The organism is Pelagicoccus enzymogenes (assembly GCF_014803405.1).
GTDB classification, from domain to species: domain Bacteria; phylum Verrucomicrobiota; class Verrucomicrobiia; order Opitutales; family Opitutaceae; genus Pelagicoccus; species Pelagicoccus enzymogenes.
The window spans coordinates 1-17,134 of record NZ_JACYFG010000051.1 but is presented as its reverse complement, the minus strand read 5'-3'; the positions used below and the strand labels follow the sequence as shown (position 1 = coordinate 17,134).

At 59.3% G+C, this 17,134-nt stretch carries 18 protein-coding genes and 1 pseudogene; 9 read left to right on the top strand and 10 right to left on the bottom strand.

Features of this window, described 5'->3' with window-relative positions; genetic code table 11:
• Positions 1-43: 43 nt before the first annotated feature.
• The gene (locus tag IEN85_RS19005) at positions 44-733 is read right to left on the bottom strand and encodes a 3'-5' exonuclease (protein ID WP_191618686.1); all 690 of its coding nucleotides are present in this window, start codon (positions 731-733) and stop codon (positions 44-46) included.
• 96 nt (positions 734-829) lie between these two features.
• On the opposite strand from IEN85_RS19005, the gene IEN85_RS19000 reads away from it, so the two are divergent.
• Both IEN85_RS19000 and IEN85_RS18995 read left to right on the top strand, forming a co-directional pair.
• Positions 830-1,594, top strand: coding sequence for an inositol monophosphatase family protein (locus IEN85_RS19000; protein WP_191618685.1), 765 nt, complete (start codon positions 830-832; stop codon positions 1,592-1,594).
• A 9-nt stretch (positions 1,595-1,603) separates the two neighbouring features.
• A complete protein-coding gene (locus IEN85_RS18995; RefSeq protein WP_191618684.1) occupies positions 1,604-2,032 on the top strand; it encodes a hypothetical protein in 429 nt (142 codons plus the stop codon).
• A 51-nt stretch (positions 2,033-2,083) separates the two neighbouring features.
• Here the strand turns inward: IEN85_RS18995 and rny are convergent, their stop codons facing one another.
• A complete protein-coding gene (gene rny, locus IEN85_RS18990) occupies positions 2,084-3,619 on the bottom strand; it encodes a ribonuclease Y (protein ID WP_191618683.1) in 1,536 nt (511 codons plus the stop codon).
• A 252-nt stretch (positions 3,620-3,871) separates the two neighbouring features.
• Between rny and IEN85_RS18985 the strand changes: the two genes are divergently transcribed.
• Both IEN85_RS18985 and IEN85_RS18980 read left to right on the top strand, forming a co-directional pair.
• Positions 3,872-5,443 carry an HDOD domain-containing protein gene (locus IEN85_RS18985; RefSeq protein WP_191618682.1) on the top strand — a complete coding sequence of 524 codons (1,572 nt, stop codon included), beginning with the start codon at positions 3,872-3,874 and terminating at the stop codon, positions 5,441-5,443.
• 184 nt (positions 5,444-5,627) lie between these two features.
• Positions 5,628-6,446 carry an HDOD domain-containing protein gene (locus IEN85_RS18980; RefSeq protein WP_191618681.1) on the top strand — a complete coding sequence of 273 codons (819 nt, stop codon included), beginning with the start codon at positions 5,628-5,630 and terminating at the stop codon, positions 6,444-6,446.
• A gap of 43 nt (positions 6,447-6,489) precedes the next feature.
• On the opposite strand, the gene IEN85_RS18975 is transcribed toward IEN85_RS18980, so the two are convergent.
• On the bottom strand, positions 6,490-6,984 hold the full coding sequence (locus IEN85_RS18975) for a hypothetical protein (protein ID WP_191618680.1): 495 nt from the start codon (positions 6,982-6,984) through the stop codon (positions 6,490-6,492).
• A 74-nt stretch (positions 6,985-7,058) separates the two neighbouring features.
• Between IEN85_RS18975 and IEN85_RS18970 the strand changes: the two genes are divergently transcribed.
• The 3 genes from IEN85_RS18970 to IEN85_RS18960 are packed head-to-tail and all read left to right on the top strand — an operon-like array spanning position 7,059 to position 9,027.
• Positions 7,059-7,343 carry a DUF167 domain-containing protein gene (locus IEN85_RS18970; protein WP_191618679.1) on the top strand — a complete coding sequence of 95 codons (285 nt, stop codon included), beginning with the start codon at positions 7,059-7,061 and terminating at the stop codon, positions 7,341-7,343.
• 20 nt (positions 7,344-7,363) lie between these two features.
• Positions 7,364-7,939 (top strand): SET domain-containing protein, encoded by a 576-nt coding sequence (locus tag IEN85_RS18965; RefSeq protein ID WP_191618678.1) that lies wholly within the window; start codon positions 7,364-7,366, stop codon positions 7,937-7,939.
• Between the two features lie 11 nt (positions 7,940-7,950).
• Complete coding sequence (locus tag IEN85_RS18960; protein ID WP_191618677.1) at positions 7,951-9,027, top strand: LysM peptidoglycan-binding domain-containing protein; 1,077 nt, start codon at positions 7,951-7,953, stop codon at positions 9,025-9,027.
• 103 nt (positions 9,028-9,130) lie between these two features.
• Here IEN85_RS18960 and IEN85_RS18955 read toward each other — a convergent pair whose 3' ends face one another.
• Positions 9,131-9,625, bottom strand: coding sequence for a hypothetical protein (locus tag IEN85_RS18955; protein ID WP_191618676.1), 495 nt, complete (start codon positions 9,623-9,625; stop codon positions 9,131-9,133).
• A gap of 147 nt (positions 9,626-9,772) precedes the next feature.
• Here IEN85_RS18955 and IEN85_RS18950 point away from each other — a divergent pair, with 147 nt between their 5' ends.
• A complete protein-coding gene (locus tag IEN85_RS18950) occupies positions 9,773-10,702 on the top strand; it encodes a bile acid:sodium symporter family protein (protein ID WP_191618675.1) in 930 nt (309 codons plus the stop codon).
• Between the two features lie 102 nt (positions 10,703-10,804).
• Entirely contained in the window at positions 10,805-11,272 is a 468-nt protein-coding gene (locus tag IEN85_RS18945; protein ID WP_191618674.1) for a DoxX family membrane protein, read from the top strand.
• A gap of 183 nt (positions 11,273-11,455) precedes the next feature.
• Here IEN85_RS18945 and IEN85_RS18940 read toward each other — a convergent pair whose 3' ends face one another.
• The 6 genes and pseudogenes from IEN85_RS18940 to IEN85_RS18915 all read right to left on the bottom strand — a co-directional run.
• The gene (locus tag IEN85_RS18940; RefSeq protein ID WP_224772740.1) at positions 11,456-12,175 is read right to left on the bottom strand and encodes a glycosyltransferase; all 720 of its coding nucleotides are present in this window, start codon (positions 12,173-12,175) and stop codon (positions 11,456-11,458) included.
• Position 12,176: 1 nt separating this feature from the next.
• Positions 12,177-13,061, bottom strand: coding sequence for an FAD:protein FMN transferase (locus IEN85_RS18935; protein WP_191618672.1), 885 nt, complete (start codon positions 13,059-13,061; stop codon positions 12,177-12,179).
• Positions 13,048-14,583, bottom strand: a complete 1,536-nt coding sequence (locus IEN85_RS18930) for a flippase activity-associated protein Agl23 (RefSeq protein ID WP_191618671.1) — start codon at positions 14,581-14,583, stop codon at positions 13,048-13,050. Before IEN85_RS18930 ends, IEN85_RS18935 begins: the two co-directional genes overlap by 14 nt.
• Positions 14,570-15,325 (bottom strand): discoidin domain-containing protein, encoded by a 756-nt coding sequence (locus tag IEN85_RS18925; protein ID WP_224772724.1) that lies wholly within the window; start codon positions 15,323-15,325, stop codon positions 14,570-14,572. The genes IEN85_RS18930 and IEN85_RS18925 overlap by 14 nt, the downstream gene beginning before the upstream one ends.
• Positions 15,326-15,333: 8 nt before the next feature.
• Positions 15,334-16,677 carry a Gfo/Idh/MocA family protein gene (locus IEN85_RS18920; RefSeq protein WP_191618541.1) on the bottom strand — a complete coding sequence of 448 codons (1,344 nt, stop codon included), beginning with the start codon at positions 16,675-16,677 and terminating at the stop codon, positions 15,334-15,336.
• Between the two features lie 22 nt (positions 16,678-16,699).
• Positions 16,700-17,134 (bottom strand): annotated as a pseudogene (locus IEN85_RS18915) (hypothetical protein); the annotation flags it as partial.

Here is a 17,134-nt window from a genome sequence, read left to right as displayed (position 1 = left end):
GAGGCGATGGCAATGCGAAACGCCACTCGCGTAAAAGCGAAGCCTAGAACAATTGCTGCTGCTCGGCAGCCTGCTTGCGGGCGGCGCTGCCTTGGCTCTCAATCAGAAGCTGAGGGATCGTAGCCTTCTCTTCCCGCAGCTCGCTGCAGTAGAGCAAAAGCAGCAGAGCGCTCGCCAGCGTATCGTAGAGAGCGCAATGGTAATGGCGACGATCCACTGGACAGTACTTGGCCGCCAATTCGTCGAGCTCGCTCTGCAGCTCCCAACGTAAGACGAGATCCTCTAGCTTGAGCGTAGACCCGTCGTCCCCATAGTTCCGATACAGATAGCCAGTATCGATCCAAGGCCCCCAGTCGTTGCTCTTGGTCCCCGGGTTCATCCAGTTCTCGCTGCGCCGCGCGTAGGGAAAGACGGCCTTGAGCATGGAGTTTTCCGCCGAGGCGAAGTGCGCCGCCAGCGGGCCCGTTTCTCGCAGATGAGCGAAACGATCCCATTCCTGGGCAAAGGGAAGCAAGCCGCTTACCGCCTCGTTGCTGATCCCGTGCGTCGCCTGCTCCTTGCGCGAGATCTTAGCCTTGGGCTGGCATAGGCGGGTGGAGGCTTCCTCGATGCGAGATCCTCTCAAAGTGACAACGCCAAACTCCACGATACCGCAGTGCGGACCGCCTTCGAAATCGATGACGTGGATTGGCATGTCGTCCCAATAAGGATCCATTACCCGCAGGAAATTCATTTTGGCGCTCTTTGCAAGGGACTAGATGTACGCGGGAATCCTTAGGAAACTTTTTATGTTTAACACTGGGCCACAGCCCAGCAATCTGCCTGCCCTATGCAATTCGAAGAATTCGACGCTTTCACCGGAAAACTCTGCAAAGAGACCGAACGCATTATCCTCGAGTACTTCGAGTCCCCCCACCTCGAGGTCCTTTCCAAGGGCGACAACACCCCCGTAACCGAGGCCGACCGCAAGACCGAGCAGATGATACGCGACGCGATCGAAACCCTCTATCCAGACCACGGCATCATGGGAGAGGAATTCGGAAACATAAACGAATCCGCTGACTACCAATGGGTTGTCGATCCGATCGACGGCACCAAGACCTTCACTGCTGGAACCCCGCTCTTCGGCACCATGATTGCCCTGCTCAAGGACGGGGAACCCATCTTCGGCACCATCAACTATCCGGTCATCCACAGGCGCATCTCCGGAGACAACCAACGGGCCTTCTGCAATTCCAAGCCCATCAAGGCTCGCACAGGAGTGCCGCTATCCGAAGCCATCGTGCTCACCACCGACGTGCAATCCATCCCCCACTACCAGAACGGTCCTAACTTCGAGGAGCTGCTGGGGAAAACCAAGTTCTGCCGCACCTGGGGAGACTGCTTCGGCTACTTCCTCGTCGCCACCGGCAAAGCCGATATCATGCTCGATCCCATCCTCAATCCCTGGGACATCATGGCCCTCGTACCGGTACTCAGAGGATCCGGAGCAGTCATAACCGACTGGTTCGGGGGAAATCCCGCCAAAGGAGAATCTTGCATCGCCAGCAATTCAGACCTCCACGAAACCGTTGTGCAGACACTCAACCAATAAAAGCGAACCATGACCCATCAATTTCTTGCCACTAGTTTCCTGACCGCTGGCCTGCTTCTGGCAGGCTGCGCCGATTCGCCATACGACGACGTGCACGATGCGCCGCGTGAAACCCAAGCCTGGGAAAACGTCGACCTGAGCGGCTACGAACAATCCCAACTGCTCGCCCATCTGAACATGCTGGCAAGCGAGACCGTCTCAGCGGCATCTGCCGGCGAATACGTGGAGTTCCACCACCTAGAAGTAGCCCTCACTCCGACCCTAGACGCCCTCGCGATCAAGGCTGCGGGCAACGAACAAGCGCTCAAAACCATCGCTACCATCAAAGATCTGGCCGTGAAACTGCACGTCGCCGGCCACGACGGAAACGTGGGCGCAGGCGTCAAGCTGGGAGCCGCCATCACTGACCTCAGCGCCCGATTGACTACCGAACTCTAGCGCGCGTCGTGAACCGGAAGGACTCCCGCTTCGCTGGCCAAAGAGAAGTCCCTACTTGGCCGTCTCGATATAGCGTTGCTCGCGCACGACCGTGACGCGGATGGAACTCGGAAACTCGAGGGTCTGCTCGATCTTGTCCCGGATGTCGCGAGCCAATGTCTGGGCTTGCTCATCGGAAGTGCGCTCGGGATCCACGATCACTCGCACCTCACGTCCAGCCTGGATGGCGTAGGCGCTCCGGATTCCCTCGAAGGACAAGGCGACGTCCTCCAGATCCCGCAAGCGATCGATGTAGGAAGTCAGCGTCTCCGCTCGAGCCCCTGGGCGAACCGCTGAAATGGTGTCCGCTAGGATCACCACTGCGGCATAGAGCGACTCAGGCGGCACTTCCTCGTGGTGAGCAGCCACCGCGTTGACCACGATATCGTCCTCCCCCCGCGCTTTCACGAATTCGGCTCCCACTATCGCGTGGCTGCCTTCGTATTCGCCGTCGATCGCCTTGCCGATGTCGTGCAGCAAAGCCGCCCTTTTGGCAATATTCGGATCCAAACCGAGCTCCGATGCGATGATGGAAGCCAGAAAGCCGACTTCCACCGAGTGCTCGAGCACGTTCTGGGAATAGGAGGTACGGAATTTCAGCTTGCCAAGCAAGGTGATGATTTCCGGATGCAGGCGAGAGATCTTCAAGTGCTCGACCGCGGCGTCTCCGGCGTTCTCCACGATCTGGTCCACGTCATTGCGGGCTTCGCCCACGAACTCCTCGATGGTAGCCGGATGGATACGTCCGTCCTTCACGAGACGCTCCAAGGCCGTCTTGGCGATCTCCCGGCGAACTGGATCAAAGGAGGAAACCATCACCATGCTGGGCGACTCGTCGATAAGCAAGGTGGTCCCAGTCGCCGTTTCGAAGCACTTGATGTTACGCCCTTCCCGACCGATGATCCGCCCCTTCATCTCGTCGTTCGGCAACTGCACGATGGCCGCCGTGATGTCGTTGTTCGGCTTGCTGGCAATGCGCTGCATGGCTGCCAGCAAGGTACGGCGAGCCTCGCGGTGGATTTCCGCCTCCGAGCGTTCTAGGACCTCCTTCCGCAGCTTCTTGAGCTCGTCCCGGCAATCGAGGCGCACCTGTTCGCGCAGCGACTCCTTGATCTCCGATACGTCCATGGACGCCAGGTTGGCCATGGTTCGCTGCATGTTGGCCGACATTTGGGAAAGGCTGTCGCGATTTTGCTTCAGCTCCTCGAGTTCCTTTTCGATCTGCCTTTGCCTGAGCTCCAGCTGGTGGTCCAACAAGCCGATGGACTCTTCGTGGGAGCGGATCTCCTTCAGCTTGTTTTCGATTTCCAGCTCGGAACGCTGCTCCGCTCGCTCGAAATCGCTGCGTAGCCCCTCGATCTCGCGTTCCACTTTGGCCCGAGCCTCCAAGGTCTCGATTTCGGCCTTGCGGCGGGCGAGATCCAACACCGATTCCGCCTCGGCCTGAGCCTGGAGCCGAGTACGACGCATTGACCAACGAAGGGTGAAGTACGCGGCAACGAAACCAGCTCCTAGAGCCGCCAACCCTATCCAAATGCTACTGCTCATCTCGTGAAAAAAAAGAGAGACGCCCAAGCAGGGGTCTCTTGAATCCCCGAAGCCAAATAACTTTTAAGCACAAGGCAACAAACAAGTTCCCTGCCATCACCTCCAATGCGATTTCTGGCAAACGCTTGCAAATCAGCTGTAAAAGGCGCCCTTACCCCCCCTTCTACCGTCAGACACGGGTTGCTATTCCATTGGAGCTGGACTGTTTTTTCCATGCAGCCAGACCTCCAACGACTCACGCAACGCCCACAAATGCCTCCCTCTCTCGCACGCAAGACGATCATCGAGATCGAATCGGCTTTGGCTGACAACAAGACGACGGCGATCAGCGAAATCATCCAGATCATCCAACAGCTCGCCTCCAAAGCCTTCAGCATCTCCATCGGAGAATTGTCAGAGCTGATCGGCCGCGACCCTACAGTGACCGCCAAAGTCATCAGCGCCGCCAATACCCTCGGCTACAATCCGAGCGCCCAACCGGTCAGCACCATATCGGACGCAATCCATACCGTCGGCTTCGAAAAGATCCGCAACCTCGCCATCTCCCTCATGCTCGCCGAAAACGCCAGCTACGGAGGCAATTCCTACGAGCAACGTCAAGCAGCCGCCCTCTGCGTCTGCAGCGGCATGCTCGCGAAGCAGCTCGCCAAGCGCCCGGGACGAGAAGAGGAGACCGAGCTCTTTTTCGTCTGCGCCTCTCTGCGAAACTACGGACACCTGCTGCTCTCCACCTTCAAGGTCGAGGACTATCGCCTCGCTCGCTCTCACGCTTTGGACATGCCCGAGGAAGAAGCCTTCAAACTCGTCTTCGGCCTCACTCCCCTCGCTCTCGGGGAGGCCATTCTCAAACAAAGCAACTTGCCGCGCGACATCCAGCACTCGCTCCGCAAACTCAGGCAAGAAACGCTTTCCCGAGCCTGCTACTCGCCACAAGACGAGACACTTCTGGTCTCGGAGCTCGCCGTCTCGCTAAGCAATGTCGTCTTTGACGAAAATGTCGGCCCGAGCGACTTCAACCACGCCCTCAACCAAGTCCTAGCGCGTTTTGCGTCCAGCTATCCGCTCAGCATCGAAACCGTCAACGAAGCCCTCCTGGCCGTCGACGAGAGCATCAGCGCCCTGAATCGCTCCGTGGGAATTGCCGAAAGACACTCCCCAGCTTCCGCAAAGCTCCAGGCCCGCCTCAACTCCGTCCACTTGCCCTCGCCCCCCAAGCACGCCAGGATAAAGGCCCAGCTTGCAAGCAAGCCCATTTCCGAAATGAGCGCCGACGAGCGGCTGAGCTTTTCGAGACAGAATTTCGAGCGAACCGTCACAAGCATCGAGAACGCGCTCGTGCCCGGAAGCAAAGTCCGACTGGCCTCAATCTTCGATGAGGTCTGCAGGTCTTTCAGGGCCGCCGCCGACTTGGACAGCTGCCTCATATTCGCTCCAGAGGAATACAGTCCGCAAAACTTCTCCGCCCGCTACGGTTCCGGATCCCTCTTCGCCAAGGTCAAGAACCGCCCCATCGTCAGCCCCGAAAAGCGAGACGTGTTCTCCATCTGCCTCACCCGCAAGGAAGACATTCTCATCCAAGACACCCAAACCGGCAAAATCAGCAAGGTCGTGCCCGAATGGATCCACTCCGCAGGCGACACCAGCTCCTTCATCATCTTGCCCGTGACCTTCGACCAACAGCTACGCTACCTCATCGTCGGCACCGCGTCCGAGGGACGGAAAATCGACCTCAGCCCCACCGACCTCAAATACCTGCGATCTATCCGCGCCTCCATCTCGCTGCTGTACGGCTTGATCGATTCCCAAGCTGTGGTCGCAGTATAAGCCCTGCGGCGCAATCCGTTGGACAGGCCAACGACAAACTAGGCGCCAGCCCCCGCCCACCGTAGAGGGAAGACACCATTTCCACCCAACGGGTTTTCCAGCGCTATCCGTCCACGGCTAGGCTCGATTACCAAATCTAGAACCGCCGACTAAACGCGCCACCGCGGCGGGCGAAAAACTGGGCATGGACCCAGTTAATCCTACAGTAAGCGACCTGCAGCGACAGTTCGAACTTCTTTCCCCCGCATCCCGCATTGGCAAGAGTCTCCGCAGCCTAGTAGCCGAAGGAAACGTCAACCCGGACGAAATCCTTCCCCTCATCCGCCTCGAGCCCCTCCTCGCCACCCGCATTCTCCGCGAAGCGAATCTCCTGCACGAGAGGAAGCCAGAGGGTTACCTCAGCATCGAAGAGGCCATCACGGCTATCGGCTTCCAACGCATGTACGACCTGCTTGGCCTCTACTCTTATCCGCCCAGCAGCGACGAGCTTAGCTACTCATCGGACCATTGGAAACGGGCCATCACCTGCGCGGTCTGCATGGAAACCCTCGCTGAAAAGCATCGCTTGGACAAGCAACGCGCCTACACCATCGGCCTCATCCACTCGCTCGCCGAGGCGATCAGCGAATCCACCCGCGCCCAGTCCCGCGAGCTCGGAAGCCTCAACAATCGCCTCAAGAAGTTCAACCACTCCAGCCTCTGCTTCAACCTCCTCAGCGAGTGGGGCTTGCCCAGCGCCCTCATCGACCCAATCCGCTTCCAGTACGCGCCCCTTGACTGCCAGACCACCGGCAAGATGGCCTGCTTGCTCAACCTTGCAAAATGGATCACCGGCGTCGTGCGCGAGGTCGACGAACTGCCCGACCAAGCCAGCGGCCCTGACCTGCTGGTCCTCAACCTCCTAGGCGAAGGCGAGCAGACCCTCTGGAACCTCGTCACCGACGTGAGCGACAGCCTGCACCTCGCAGACACCCTCCTCTCCGGAAACTACAGCGCCTGCTAGCAGCTCCCCCTTTCGCCGGCCGATACGCCGGTATTCTCGAAAGCTAGTCGGACGGAGTCTCTGACGGTCTCGAAGCCGCTCGGAGCTCCGTCATCGTGTTTGGCAACTCCACGTCCAAAGGCTTTACTTGCAGGTCCTGCTCCTTGGCGAAGCTCAAGTCCGGCCCCTCGATTTCCGGCTTCTTACGCCAATCGAAACCTTCCGCCTCCAGCTTCTTCCGGTATGCCTCGCGTTCCAAGGCTTCCGGATCCGGCGGAGGCCCCTCCTTCTCGACCTTCTTTTCTTCCTCCAAATTGAGGGCCATAGGGAAGCTCATGTCGTCCCCGTCCTTCATGAACTGCTCCATAATCAGCTTCAGGTAGGGCGCCGACATCATCACGAACACGCTCAGTACCAGCGTCGGCAACACCATCATCAAGGTGCGACGCGAGAGCGGTTTCTCCATCTTGCTCTTCCACTGGCGCTTCTTTTCGATGAAGTTCGGCTCCGCCCGGCGCCTTTCGATAAAATTCGGTTCTCTGTCGTTATGATTCGTCATGATCAAATCCCTCCTAGCTCTTAAGAATTGCTTCGCCGCCGAAACGCAAGCGCCCAATAACGACTGCCTCCCGCATGCCAAGTTCCTCCGCAGACCAGCATACCCTCTCCGTCAAGGTCATCCCCAACGCCTCCAAAACCGAATTCGCCGGCTGGCTCGAGGACGGCACCCTCAAAGTCCGCATCCAGTCGCCTGCCCAGGACGGCAAGGCTAACAAGGCCCTCGTCGCCTTCCTCGCCAAGCAGGTCGGCGTATCCAAAAACCAGATCAGCATCCTGCGCGGCCAAACCGGCAGACAGAAAGTGATTGCCTTCGAACGCCTCTCCTCTAGCCAGTTCGAGCAGCTTCCCCGGCCCTGAATTCCACAAATCCTGACCACATGGGCAAAGATTCCAAATCCAAGAAATCCTCCAAGAAGAAGGCGCCGAAGTACATCGGATTGGACAAGAAGGGCAATCCCCCCGAATTCCCCTACGTCCGCACCTCCACCTCTGCCATCCACAACAACGGCCTTTTCGCAGCCCAGGACATTCCCGAGGAAGAGTACGTCATCCAGTACCTCGGCGAGCTGATCAAGAAAAAGACCGCCACTGCCCGAGCGAATGACCAGCACGACCGCTCCCTCGTCGAGGACGTCGGAGCCGTCTATATCTTCGAGCTGGACGACAAGACCGATATCGACGGGAACTTCGAGTGGAACATCGCTCGACTCGCCAACCACTCCTGCTCGCCCAACTGCGAGGCCCAAAACGTCGACGGCGAAATCTGGCTCGTGGCCCTGCGCGACATCAAGGAGGGCGAGGAGATCACCTTCGACTACGGCTACGCCTTGGAACATTGGAAAGACCACCCTTGTCTGTGCGGCTCGGACAACTGCGTCGGCCACATCGTACGCAAAGAAGACTGGGACAAGCTCAAGAAGCTAAAAAAACGCCAGAAGAAAAAGAGGGCCTAAGCCTCCACCAAATGTATAAACTTTTCGCATACGCCGCACTCCTCCTCGCAACCTTTGTTTCGAGCGTCGAGGCCGCGACGGTACACAGCGTGCGAAAAGGCGAAACCCTTACCGAGATCGCTCTCGCCTACAAGGTTTCCGTACAGGCCATCAAGGACGCCAACAACCTGAGCAACGCCAACGCCATCACCGTAGGCCAGAAGCTCAACATCCCCGCCGCGGCTCCCCAGTACACCGAGTACAAGATCCGCAACGGCGACAATCTCTCGGACATCGCCAAGGAACACGGAGTCAGCCTGCGAGCCCTCACTGCCCTCAACGCCATCGGGAACGCCAACCGCATCCGCGTCGGACAAATCATTAAGATTCCCTTGGAAGGCGACGCGGCAACCACCGCAAGCAGCGCCGCCGCGGCCCCAGCTCAGACTTACATCGAGTACAAGGTGCGCTCCGGGGACAGCCTCTCCGACATCGCCACCAAGTACGGCGTCAGCCTAAACACGCTCACCAACCTCAACTCCATCCGGCGGGCCAATCGCATCAAGATCGGCCAAGTCATCAAAATCCCCGTCGCGCCCGGTACGGTGATCCCCCAAGGGCCCCAGCTGGATAGCTCCGACCTCGCAACCCTGAACCGCATCCGAGCCAAGTCCAACCAATGGAAACACATCGTGATCCACCACAGCGCCACGCGAGTCGGATCCGCCAAAGGCATGGACAACTACCACCGCAACGAGCGGCGCATGGAAAACGGCCTCGCCTACCACTTCGTCATCGGCAACGGCCGCGGCATGAAAGATGGCGAACTCTACATCGGCGACCGATGGAAAAAGCAGATTCATGGAGGGCACGTGTCCAGCTACGCCCTCAACCAAATCAGCATCGGCATCTGCCTGGTAGGCGACTTCTCCAAGACCCGCCCGACCACCAAACAGATGGAAACGCTGGAAGCCCTCGTGGAATACCTCATGGACAAGGCCCAGCTGTCCGCCTCCCGCGTGACTACCCACACCCTCATCCATCCCAAGCACACCCAGTGCCCCGGCAAGTACTTCCCGACGGAAAGCTTCAAGGCCAAGCTCGACTGACAGCAGCCAGCATGAAAAGCGCAGCGGATCGGATCGTCAGCGCCCTGCTCGAATCGATGGCACGCCAGAAATTCGCCCTGAGCCAGCGAGGGCTCCGCCCTCCTCAATTCTTTCTCGCTCGCGCGTCCTTCTTGAAGACGCGGGCCACAAAAAGCGGATCATAGTCCGCCTTGTAGAGCGGACTGCGGAACTCGCCAAACTTCCATCCCAGAATCTCCGGCTCGTTCTCGATCGTTTCGTCGATCTTCATGTAGCGCCAGGCCTGAGGGTCCACGATTCCGTAGCGGATGTGCACCGCCCAGCGAATGCGAGCCTTCTCGTGCCCGACCGCGTTGACCCACCCCTGCACCTCGTAGCGATCCCCTCCGAGCTCCTTGATGCGGGCCTCGAAGTCGCCCCACACCCCATTCGAATTGAAGCGCACCGGGTTGAACTCGCTTTCTTCGATGAGCTGCAAATTGAAGGTATCCACCACATAGTCCCGTGCCAACTGGTAGACTTCCCGACGGTGGACTGCGATCTCCAACTCGTTGGGTTCATACTCTTTGGCCGAGCACGCGCACGCCAAAGCGAGCGCTGCTATGAAAAGACGCTTCATAGCTAGGCTATCGTCGCCCGCGATCCAACGTTAAGCGATTCGCCTCAGATACCGCCAAATATCCCACGGAGCAGGGCGGCCTCGCCCTTCGTTCGTAAAAAAATTATTTTCTGGAAAACCCTGTGGCCAACAATAGCTTAGCCAACAATGATTACCCCATTGGAGAAGACGCTCCTTTCAGTGATGATCCTCGTCATCATGTTCGGCCTCGGCTGCTCCCTCTCGGGTAAGGACTTCAAGGAGTCGCTGAAAACGCCCAAGCCCGTGGTGGTGGGTTTTCTTTCCCAGTACATCATCATGCCGGTCTTGGCCTACGGCATGGCCGTGTTCTTCAAGTTGGATCCCTTCGTCGCGATCGGCATCATCATCGTCGCCTGCTGCCCTTCCGGCACCACATCCTCCCTCTTCAACTACTTCGCCAAAGGGAACCTGGCCCTTTCCATTTCGCTCAGCTCCATCACCACCGCGACCGCGCTGATCACGATGCCCTTCCTCTTGGCCTTCTACACGGGCCCCTTCCAAACCGACGAAATCAAGGTCGAAACGGCGGAAGTGATCAAATCCCTCATCGCCTGCCTCGTGCCCGTGGCAGGCGGGGTCTACCTTCGCTCCCGCAGCGAGCGATGGGCCAAGAACATGGAAGAGACCGGCGCCGCGCTCGGAATCATAGTGATTCTCTTCCTCATCGTAAGTTGGCTCCCGCGAAATTTCGGAAACCTCCTCAAAGCCGACGTTGCCATCCTCTTCTCCAGCATCGGACTGGGACTGGGCGGCTTCCTCTTCGGCTACTGGGTCAGCCGGGCGCTCGGCATGAACCGCCGTTCCTCCCGCACGGTCTCCCTCGAAACCGGTATCCAGAACGGTCCGCTAGCCTTCGCCATCATTCTCTTCACCTTCAAGGACGACGCCGTCGCCGCCGCGATCCTCTGGCCCGCCCTGCTCTACTCTTTCTTCATCGTCAACACCTCCACCGTGGTCACCTACTTCATGCGACGCATCGCCCGCAAGGAGTGGTTCCACGACGAGAACGACGAGGTAAAGGCGGAGCTCTTCACCCAAGGCTGGCTCAAGCCCTAGGGCCCGCAACCTCCACAAAGCACATTCCCCACTCGAACGCGTTCCCGCCCCACGAAGCGGAGCATTCGACCCTCAACAGAACCTCATACCCAAATATCCCATATGCCACGAAAGAATGCCCAACGAAGTGGGTCTCCTCTCTACTGGTCCGCCGAAAGCTGGGCCTTTATCTCGTTTCGACTCTTCCTCAGCCTGCTCATGCTAACCGCCGGACTCGGCAAATTCAAAAACCAAGAGGGCGACTACAGCTTCAGCGCCTACTACAACGGAGTCGTAAACTGGATCGTTTCGACGTTCGAGAAAACCGACCTTCCCGGGTTTCTGGTCTCACTCTACGCCTACAGCATCGGCTACCTTGAAATCCTGCTCGGACTTTTGCTGCTTCTAGGCGTAAAGACAAAATGGGTGCTCGCCTTGATCGCCCTAACCCTCGTATCTTTGGCTTATGGCCAAATGCTGCTCGGAACCCAAGAATCAGGAACCGCCGTCAGCCAAATATCAATTTACCTGCTCGTCACCGCAGCCGCCCTCTACTTCGTGAGGCACAACAAATTCGAGTCTCTGCGCTAACCGCGTGGGAACTAGATACAAAAAACACCCTACCCCTAAATGGACGTCCTGGCCGCAAGGCTAGGACGTTTATTTTTGAATACCCCGCGAAGGCAATACGAGATCAATGGAGGGACGGCTTCCACGCCGTCCGCGCTGCAGAAGCAACTCCTTTTACGGAAGAGCGCTACCGAGCCCCATAACTCAGGAGCCAATCCGACGCTGCAGGACCGCTTTACCCAAAGTCCAAACGTCGGCTACCCCCACCTTGCTGCCGGGTTCCTCATGCCAGGCGATCCCCACTTCCCGCAAACGGCACCCCGTAGCCTTGGCCTTCAAAATCAATTCCAGGTCCAAGCCGAAACCTTCCTCGCGAAACTCCCAGTCATGCTTGCGGAACCAAGCCGCATCCAGAAACTTGCAACCACACTGTGTATCCATCACGCCAATACCGTAGGAACGCTTCACCAAATAGGCAAACCCGGCCGCTACCCACTTCCTCAAAAGCGAGCGATGCGCCTTCGCGCCCGCAGCCCTCCGACTCGCCATGAGCAAGTACGCTCCCTCTTCACTCATCGCTTCTTTGAGCAATCGCACGGTTTCGCTCGCCGAAACCGATCCGTCCGCATCCACAAACCCCAATACCTTTGCTTCATCCGGAGCTAAAGCCCAACCGCTGCGAACCGCCGCTCCCTTGCCACGGTTCTTCTGCATGGCGTAGACTTCCGTCACGAAGCGAAAACGATCCCTACACTTGGCGACTACCTTCCGCAGCCGCTCCACTTCTTCCGCTCCCGATCCATCGTCCACCAGTTGGACGCCCACCGAAAATCCGCTGGTCTCGATCGCTTGGCAAAGCGACTGCAGAAACACCGGCACCCGCTCGCTTTCATTCAAACAGGGAATAACCAAGAAGCAGTCCATCCTATCCTTTCCAAGCGCAGAAGCGACGCGTGCCCCAGGTTCCGCTTTCGCCCGTCGCCGCCAAGACAAGCCCCGGCTCCACGGCGCAAAGCGCTTCCAATTCCGCTTCGGCCATCAGCATCGCTCCCGTCGTCAAGGCATCTGCTAAAGCCGCAGACTCGGCCCGAGCGAAGCTGCGGGTCCAAAGCAATGGATTGCCCGCCGGACTCACGATGTGCTCTCCTTGGAAGCCCGTTCCCGAGCTGGAAAACGCTCCTCTGCGAAACGGTTCAATCTCCATCCCATCGAGCTTTGCTGTCCATGGTTCCGCTTGTTCTTCCGCGCGAAAAAGCAGGGTGCTTCCGCCAAAGTTGGCCATCACCACGGGAACTTCCCAATCCTCGATCTCCAGCATGCCTTGATCCAAGGCGTAACCTTTGCCGATCCCTCCAAAATCCAAAATCGAACCTGTATCCAATTTCTTGAGATAACGACTCGAAGGGTCGATTTGCACTGACGAGTTACGACCCCCAGACGAGTCAGCCTGAACCGTCTCCTGCAAATAAGCCGGCACCTTCCCCTTCACCTTCAAGGCCTGCAAACCTAGGAACGGATGAAAACGTTCCCCCGTCAAAGCGCTCGCCCTCATGGCGAGCTCCAAGCACTCCATGCACTCTTCGGAAATTCGCGTTTCGGCACCTTTCTGCATACGGTTGATACGCGTCACGTCGCTACCTTCCTGATACAGGCTCAGCTTGCCTTCCACTTCGTCCACGCGGGCGAAAAACGCTTGCGCCGTTTGTCGCGCGTACTCCTGGTCCACTCCGCCGATGGCCACAACCAAGTCCGTAGCCATCGCCTCGTGGCGAAAGCTGAAAAGCTCGGCTCTATCGTCAATCCTTAGCATTGGCCTTTATCCATTCGGCTGCAATCCCATCGTCAGCCCGCAGCGCAAGCAAGGTATTAGGACGCAATCCGTGCAACTCCCAAAACCCTCCATCTCCAAGAAGGCCCTCTCGCCCCTCCAGCAATCGCGTATCGATCAAATCGATACCTCCTCGCTCAAACGTTTCCAAATCCGTCCAATAGCCAATCCGTTCTCGCTCGCGCAAATGCCAGGGCAACGGCCAAGCCGCGTCGGAGCTATATACGGAAACGTCGATTCCCGCTGGCACCGACTCCAAGCGTTCCAACAGCTTTGCGTAGCGCGGAGTCGTGTGCATGTACAAATAAGGATTACGTGTCGCGCTCGCATATCGAAAAATCGCCTTGTCTACATTCACTCGCAACTCAGCGCCCACCAGCAACAATACCCCACCTCCGGCCGCGAGCAGCGTCCAACGCCGCAACGGCTCCGCCTCCGTAATTCCCATGCGCAGCAGGTCAACCACTCCCAAGGCCGCCGCAAAGCAGAGCAAGCAGTATGGCCCCAGCAACAACCATGGATTCTTGTAAGGAATCAGCGAATACACTAAAAACATCAGAAGTCCGCTCAAGACTACGAAAGCTGAAAACCCTTTTTCCTTCACCCGCCAAAAGGTGCGAAAAATTCCTACTAGGACCGCTACTAAAAACGCCAACTCGCCCCAGCGAACCCCTTCCAGTCGCTGCGGCAACAGCAAGCTCAGGTAATAAAACATGGGCTTTTCATGTCCCTGTCCCTGCGAGCGATCCGCGTAGTGAAAAAAAGTGGCAAAACCATCCCAGATACCTTGCGGGTTGCGAAAAAACGAGGAGAAGAAAAGGCAATGCAAGAGCAAGGCAAAGGCGATCGCGACTGATGCGTGCTTGAGCAAGGTAAGCGGTCCTACCGAGATTTTATTCCTTCGTATCCAAGCGACCAATACGCAAGCCAAGCCGATAGCCATCACATGGATAACGGCAGTCTCCTTAGTGACATGCATGAGGCCAAGCGAGAAACCCACAACCCTCGCCCACTTCCAACAAGGCCGCTGCCAGTAGCGATAGACCGCAACCAGAAACACCACCGTGAAACAGACCAGCAAGGCCTCCTGGACGAAGTACGATCCGTAGATCACATTCAAAGGAGCCGCCGCGAAGAGCAATCCCCATAGCAGAGCCAAGCCCATTCCTTCCCCGCGAAACGCCAGCAAGCCCAAAACCAGGGTGGCAAGGCTGAAAAGGATCGGTACCCGCCGCATACCGTCATCGGATAATTGACCTGCCTCGTCCTCGAGAAACGGAGACATCCATTTGGCCAAATAGTAAAGCAGCGGTCCATGGTGCTCGCTGGGGTCGTAGCGATACTCCCCCGTCTCTATCAAACGCCAAGCCTGATAGGACTGGACGCCCTCGTCGGCATGGAAAAGACGAAGCTGCGAACTCTCGCTGCGCAGCCAAAAAGCGAGTCCCAGCAAGACGATTGCTGGGACCCAGAAAAGATACGACTTGGAGCTAGTACTCTCCAAAGACTTCCACCTCGACGTAGTGGTTCATCTCGTTGCTGGTGTTGCCGTCGGAGTACAGGCGAACGTAGCGGGCCTTCGTCTCCTTCGCGCCGATCAGCTTGCCCTTGTTGGTCTCCACGTAGGCCATGTCCCGGCCCGCCCCGAAGCCCAGCGAGTTGTCGTGGTCGTTGTTGAAGACCGTCGTCACGCCGCTCTCGAACGACTCGTCGTCGGAGAGCTGCACCACCACGTCCACGTAGGCGCGCTTCTGGGTGTGGAAGTGCCACAGGCCGAGCCCGTAGATCGTCGCTGTGCTCTCCAGGTCGATCTGCACCCATTGCGGGCCCTGGGCCAGCTCCACGAAGTAGCCTTCCTCCGACTCCTTGTCCCCGTCGGTCACCAGCTCGAGCTCGCCGATGATGGGGAAGTCGTCCGAGGAGGTGACTTCCTTGCCGAAGGCGATGTTGGAGACCCCGGCGGGGGCCAGGACGGTGGGCTGGGGGGCGTCGGGAGACTCCAGATTGGGCAGCACGATGGGCACCGGAGTGCCGGAGAGGAAGGGAGCCGGGTAGTCCAGCTCGATGGGGGCCTTGTCGGCCGCGGCCAGTATCGAGGCCGCGGATACGGCGGCCAGGGTCAGCAATGTCTTTTTCATAATTCGGTAATTTGGATTATCTGTTTCAGGTGGGTCGGCCGCTCCGCGGGCGACGGGTGGGCTGGCCGCTCCGCGGGCAGCAGGACGGCCGCGGAGCGGACGTCCCACCCTTGTTTCTACACCTCGAAGTCGCTGGGCTGGAACTCGAGCACGCGCCTCGCCGCCACCGCCTCGTTGACGCGGAAGATGCCGACCTCGCTCTTGAAGGAGTGCTCCCCGTCGGCGTTGAGCTTGGCCTCCCCCTTGATCGCGGAGAAGAAGTTCTCCAGGTGCGGCTGGTGCGGCGGCTTGTCCAGGGCCACCGGGATGTCGAACTGGGCCAGGGGCGCCGTCTCGCGCACGTCCACCTTGGCGTCCTTGGCCGGGGCCGGGGCCTCGGACTGGGTGAGGTAGTGCAGGTCGATCCACTTGTCCCAGCTGGGGGCCCGCTCCTCGCGGTAGATCTTGGAGAGGCTCGGGTTCTCCGAGAACTTGATGGAGCCCTCGTCGCCCATGAAGTACTCCCAGTAGCCGCCGCCGGCTGAGGTGGTGGTGAGCGTCTGGTAGAAGGCGCGCACCGGGCCGTAGGAAGTGTCGTACTCGTAGATCACCATCACGTTGTCGTACCACTCGCGCGAGGGGTAGTAGTCGGCCCCGCCGGAGGCGAAGACGGACTTCGGATAGGCGTCGAGGAACCAGTTGAAGATGTCGATCTGGTGGGCGCCCAGGTCGGAGATGGGCCCGCCGGAGAGGTCCTTGAACCAGCGCCAGTTGCGGAACTGGTGCATGTCGGCGTAGCCGTACCTCTTGAGCGTGGCCTCGTCGATGGCGTACTTCTTGGGCCAGCCCACGTCGGGGGTGACCGCCCGGTTCCACTGCCCGTTGAGGTTGGTGATGCGCCCGGGGATCTTGGCCTTCTTTATCAGGTTGTTGTAGCAGTGCTGGTAGCGGGGGTTGGAGCGGCGCTGGTGGCCGATCTGCAGCAGCTTGCCGGTCTCCCGGGCGGTCAGCACCATGGAGCGGGCCTCCTCCACCGTGCGGGCCATCATCTTCTCGCAGTAGACGTGCAGCCCGGCCTTCAGGCAGAGGTTGGTGTGGCGGGCGTGCCAGAGGTCGGGGGTGGCGACGATGGCCGCGTCGAGGTCCTTCTCCTTCTCCAGCATGTCCTCGATGTCCTGGTAGGCGTTCACCTCGAAGCCTTCCTTGGCCAGCTTGCGCTGGCCGTAGGTGCGGCTGTACTCCCAGATGTCGCACACGGCGCGGAAGCGCAGGCCGGGCACGTTGAGCATGGCGTCGAGCAGCACGCGGCCTTGCACGCCCAGGCCCACCAGGGCCACGTTGATCTCGCCGGCGGGCGAGGACTGGGCCCGCGCGAAGGCGGGGGCGAGCATCACGCCGCCGGCGGCGACGAGGCTGTTCTTGACGAACTCGCGGCGGGCGAGCGGGGCGCCGGGAAGGCTGGTCTTGCTGTCTTGGGTCATGGTATCGGGGGTCGGTAAGGGGTTAGAGCTTGTCGCCGGCGACGGCCCAGCGGTTGTACTTCACGAGAGCCAGGGCCAGGGCCACCAGCAGGACGTGGGTGCCCAGCCAGGCCACCCCGCCGCTCTCGTTCAGCAGCACCAGGCCGACGGAAAGGGAGACGTAGACCAGGCCGCTGGCCAGCAGGGCCAGGCGCGGCAGGGCCCCGGCCAGCAGCAGGACGCCCAGGGCCAGCAGGATCCAGCCGAGGACGCCGGAGTAGAGGTCCAGCGCCCAGGTGGGCATCAGCGGCTCGGCGGCGAACTTGTCGTAGAGCGGCTCGGGCAGGCCGTGGTAGTGCGAGAAGCCGTAGACCTTCTCCTTCACGTTGACCATGGCCCCGGAGATGTCCGGCTCGCCGAACTCGTCGAGCAGCGGGCGCTGCACCGTCTCGGTGCCGGCGAACTTCTCCAGGCCGGT

Coding starts and splice junctions, on each gene's coding strand:
- rny (WP_191618683.1), bottom strand. CDS start 3,619: ATGAGCAGTAGCATTTGGATAGGGTTGGCGGCTCTAGGAGCTGGTTTC.
- IEN85_RS18935 (WP_191618672.1), bottom strand. CDS start 13,061: ATGCTAAGGATTGACGATAGAGCCGAGCTTTTCAGCTTTCGCCACGAG.
- IEN85_RS18945 (WP_191618674.1), top strand. CDS start 10,805: ATGCCACGAAAGAATGCCCAACGAAGTGGGTCTCCTCTCTACTGGTCC.
- IEN85_RS18965 (WP_191618678.1), top strand. CDS start 7,364: ATGGGCAAAGATTCCAAATCCAAGAAATCCTCCAAGAAGAAGGCGCCG.
- IEN85_RS18940 (WP_224772740.1), bottom strand. CDS start 12,175: ATGGACTGCTTCTTGGTTATTCCCTGTTTGAATGAAAGCGAGCGGGTG.
- IEN85_RS18955 (WP_191618676.1), bottom strand. CDS start 9,625: ATGAAGCGTCTTTTCATAGCAGCGCTCGCTTTGGCGTGCGCGTGCTCG.
- IEN85_RS18970 (WP_191618679.1), top strand. CDS start 7,059: ATGCCAAGTTCCTCCGCAGACCAGCATACCCTCTCCGTCAAGGTCATC.
- IEN85_RS18995 (WP_191618684.1), top strand. CDS start 1,604: ATGACCCATCAATTTCTTGCCACTAGTTTCCTGACCGCTGGCCTGCTT.
- IEN85_RS18985 (WP_191618682.1), top strand. CDS start 3,872: ATGCCTCCCTCTCTCGCACGCAAGACGATCATCGAGATCGAATCGGCT.
- IEN85_RS19000 (WP_191618685.1), top strand. CDS start 830: ATGCAATTCGAAGAATTCGACGCTTTCACCGGAAAACTCTGCAAAGAG.
- IEN85_RS18960 (WP_191618677.1), top strand. CDS start 7,951: ATGTATAAACTTTTCGCATACGCCGCACTCCTCCTCGCAACCTTTGTT.
- IEN85_RS18980 (WP_191618681.1), top strand. CDS start 5,628: ATGGACCCAGTTAATCCTACAGTAAGCGACCTGCAGCGACAGTTCGAA.
- IEN85_RS18950 (WP_191618675.1), top strand. CDS start 9,773: ATGATTACCCCATTGGAGAAGACGCTCCTTTCAGTGATGATCCTCGTC.
- IEN85_RS19005 (WP_191618686.1), bottom strand. CDS start 733: ATGAATTTCCTGCGGGTAATGGATCCTTATTGGGACGACATGCCAATC.
- IEN85_RS18920 (WP_191618541.1), bottom strand. CDS start 16,677: ATGACCCAAGACAGCAAGACCAGCCTTCCCGGCGCCCCGCTCGCCCGC.
- IEN85_RS18975 (WP_191618680.1), bottom strand. CDS start 6,984: ATGACGAATCATAACGACAGAGAACCGAATTTTATCGAAAGGCGCCGG.